This window comes from Dietzia sp. E1 (genome assembly GCF_014145015.1).
Taxonomy (GTDB): domain Bacteria; phylum Actinomycetota; class Actinomycetes; order Mycobacteriales; family Mycobacteriaceae; genus Dietzia; species Dietzia cinnamea_A.
Map to the genome: position 1 here is coordinate 1 of NZ_JAALDU010000196.1, position 3698 is coordinate 3698.

The following is a 3698-nucleotide window of genomic DNA, read 5'->3' on the forward strand; positions in this document are numbered from 1 at the left end:
GTGCGCCGCCCCGGCCCCCGCCTCACCGGTATCCGCGGCGGCGGTGTCGGCGTCCGCCGACGGTCCCGCCACCGCGTTCCCGGCCGGTCCCGCGCCGTCGGTGTCGGCGGGCCGACCGGTGAGGAGCTCGGGCTCGTCGTCGAGCTCGGCCTCACCCAGGCCGATCCGCTCCTGGACCCGCTTCATCCACTTCGGCGCCCACCAGTTGTCGGTGCCGAGCATCTGCATGACCGCCGGCACCAGCAGCATGCGGATGACGGTGGCGTCGATGATGAGCGCGGCGATCATGCCGAACGCGATGTACTTCATCATCACGATCTCGGAGAAGGCGAACGCGCCCGTCACCACGATGAGGATAAGCGCAGCCGACGTGATGATCCGTCCGGTCTGCGCGACGCCACTGCGGATCGCCACCGCGGTGCGCGCGCCGCGGGAGCGGGCCTCGACCATCCGCGAGACGAGGAACACCTCGTAGTCCGTGGACAGCCCGTAGATGATCGCCATGAGCAGTACCACGACCGGCGAGGTGAGCGGGCCCGGCGTGAAGCCGAGCAGCCCGGACAGGTGCCCGTCGACGAAGATCCACGTGAGGATGCCCAGCGTGGCGCCCAGGCCGAGCATGTTCATGATGGCCGCCTTGATCGGCAGCACCAGCGACCCGAACGCCAGGAACATCAGCAGCGTCGTGGCCACGAGGACGTACAGGACGAACCAGGGCAACCCGGCGATCAGGGCGTCGACCGAGTCCTTCTCCATCGCGGGGTTGCCGCCGACGAACACCTCGGTGCCGGCGGGGATCGGGAAGGACTGCAGGTACTCGACGGTCTCGGTCGCCGCGTTGCGGTCGACCACGCCGGCCTGCAGCACCACGACCTCGCGGCCCTGCGAGTCCTGCCCGCCCGAGCGGGCGAACTGGAACGGGCCGGTGAGCCCGGGCGCCTCGTTGGCCGCGGAGCGGATCTGCGACAGGGTCGCTCCATCCGAGCCGAGGACCACGAGCTTGACCGGGTCGGTGCGGGTACCCGGGAAGTTCTGGTCGTACTCCTCCTGAGCGACGCGCGTGGGGTTGTCGGGCGGCAGGTAGGTCTCGTTGATGCCGCCGAACTTCACGCCCGAGAACGGGATGATGAGCGCGACCAGCACCACGACGACCGGGATCGCCACCGCCACCGGGCGCTTCATGGAGAAGTCGGCCACGCGGCCGAACAGTCCGTTCTCCACCTCCTCGCGGGTGCGGTGCCGCTGCATTCGCTTGATGCCGAGCGCGTCGACACGGTGGCCGAGCAGCATGAGTACGGCCGGCAACAGGGTGACCGAGAGCGCGGCGGCGAGGATCACCGCGGCGATCGCGCCGTAGGCGACGGACTTGAGGAAGTCCTGCGGGAAGACCAGCAGGCCCGACAGGGTCACGCCCACCATGACCGCCGAGAACACCACGGTCCGACCGGCGGTGGCCACGGACCGGCGCACCGCGGCGTCCGGTGGATAGCCCTCGGCCATCTCCTCGCGGAACCGGCTCACCACGAACAGGCCGTAGTCGATCGCCAGGCCCAGACCGATGAGGGTGACGACGTTCTGCGCGAACGAGTTCACGGGCGTGACCAGTGACAGCAGGTGAAGCGCGCCGAGCGAGCCGAGGATCGTCAGCACGCCCACCGCGACCGGCAGGAACGCGGCCACGACGCCGCCGAAGACTACGATGAGCAGCAAGAACACGAGCGGCAGCGCGATGAGCTCCGCGCGCACGAGGTCGGCGTCCATGCCGTCCTGCAGGGCGCCGGCGACGGGCTGGAGGCCGGCGATGTCGGTCTCGATGCCCTCGACCGGGATCTGGTCCTCGATCGCCCGGAAGTTTTGGAGGATCTCCTCGGCCTCACCGGCGATCTGGATGGAGGCCACCGCGATACCCGCGTCACGGTTGACCAGGGCCGGCGACTGGTTGAACACGAAGCTGGTCACGCCGGTGACCCGGTCGGGGTTCTCCGTACGGATCGACTCCAACGACTGCCGGATGGGCTCCTGGAACGCCGGATCGTCGACCGACGTGCCCTCGGGGGCGTGGTAGGACACCACGACGTCGCCGAGGGCGTCGCGCCCGTACGCCTCCTGCTCCAACTGCTCGGCGGTCGCCCATCCGCTGTCGGGGTCCTCGAAGCCGCCCTGGCCGAACGGGTTGCCGAACGCGGAGCCGGCGAGGCTGAGGAAGGCCATGACCACCACGGAGCAGATCACGACCAGGACGCGGCGGCGGGCGACGAACCGCCCGAGTGAGTTGAACACCGGGGAAACTCCTAGCGCGAGGTGAGCAGTGCCGACAGCGGCCGCAGCGGCTGCAGCCAGGCACCCTCGTCGGGCAGGTTGTCGAGGCTGACGCGCGGCAGCGGCTCGCGGAACACCCCGGGGATGTCCTCGAGGTCGAGGAACGTGATGGTGTCGTGCTGGACGGCCCAGGTGGCGTGCTCGCGGAACCCGATCACGGCGACCGGGATGTCCTCGGCCAGCTCCTCGAGGGGCTCGCGGAACGCCTGCCCGTCGGCGGAGGCCACCACGACGCCGGCGAGCCGGCCGGACTCGGCGCGCCGGTCGATGTGCTCGAGCATGTCGTCGTCGACATCGGAGTCGTCGCTGGTCTTGGGCTTGGCGAAGACGGCGAAGCCGACGTTGCGCAGGGCCTCGACCCACGGGCGGACGTTGTCCGAGGTGCCCGGGACGATGTTGGTGAAGACGGTCGCCTCGGCCTCGAGGGCGTCCTGCGTCCGCACGGACAGGTCGGCGGTGTAGCCGAGCAGCCAGCGGCCGAGCGCGTCGAAGCGCGGGCGGTACACGGCGGTCGGGCGGCCGCCGAGGATCGAGCCGAGCCCCATGTCGACGTTGGGCGCGTCCCACACGAGGAGCACCACCCCCGGTCCGTCGGGCGTGGCCACCTCCGTCATGTCGTGGTTGCGCATCTCGTCTGGTGGGGTCATCGCGTCGTCCGCCTCGGTTCTCGTCGTTCGGGGGTCCTGGGGTGGGGCGTCAGTGCACCCGACGCCAGAGGAACTCGTTGATCACCCGTTCCTCCTGCAACCCCTTGCCCTCGAACTTCGTCACGGGTCTGTCCAGACTGAACGGTACGTGGCGGAGGTCCGTCGCGGGGTCCAGCCGCTGGAGCGCGGGCTCGGCGTCGCCGGTCTCGGCGATCCACTCGGCGTAGTCGGCGTGGTCGGTGGCCACGTGCAGCACGCCGCCCGGCTTCAGCCGCGAGGCGATGAGCTCGAAGGTGCCGGACTGCAGGAGCCGCCGCTTGTGGTGGCGGGCCTTGGGCCAGGGGTCGGGGAAGAACACACGGACACCGTCCAGGCTGGCCGGCGCGATCATGTTGGTGAGCACGTCCACGCCGTCGCCGCGGATCATGCGCACGTTCTCCAGGCCCTCGCGCAGGATCATGCCCAGCAGCTGGGCCAGTCCCGGCTGGTAGACCTCCACGGCGATGACGTCGATGTCCGGTTCGGCCGCGGCCATGGCGGCCGTGGAGGTACCGGTGCCGGAGCCGATCTCCACGATCAGCGGCGCGCGCCGGCCGAAGAGCGCCTCGGGGTCCACGATCTCGTCGGAGACGTTGCGACCGTAGGTCGGCCAGTGCTCCTCCCAGTTGCGCTGCTGACCGGGCCGCAGGGTGCCGCGGCGGAACCGGTAGGCGGTCACCCGGGGGAAGAGAC

At 70.4% G+C, this 3698-nt stretch carries 3 protein-coding genes; all 3 read right to left on the bottom strand.

The annotated features are described in order from the left end of the window. On the bottom strand, positions 1-2280 hold a 2280-nt coding region (locus tag G6030_RS07760), incomplete at its 3' end, for an MMPL family transporter (RefSeq protein WP_347238606.1). Between the two features lie 11 nt (positions 2281-2291). Beyond that, positions 2292-2948, bottom strand: coding sequence for an NYN domain-containing protein (locus G6030_RS07765; protein ID WP_241724238.1), 657 nt, complete (start codon positions 2946-2948; stop codon positions 2292-2294). Positions 2949-3015: 67 nt separating this feature from the next. Next, positions 3016-3698, bottom strand: a 683-nt coding sequence (gene trmB, locus G6030_RS07770; RefSeq protein WP_182642726.1) for a tRNA (guanosine(46)-N7)-methyltransferase TrmB, incomplete at its 5' end; no start/stop codon positions are given.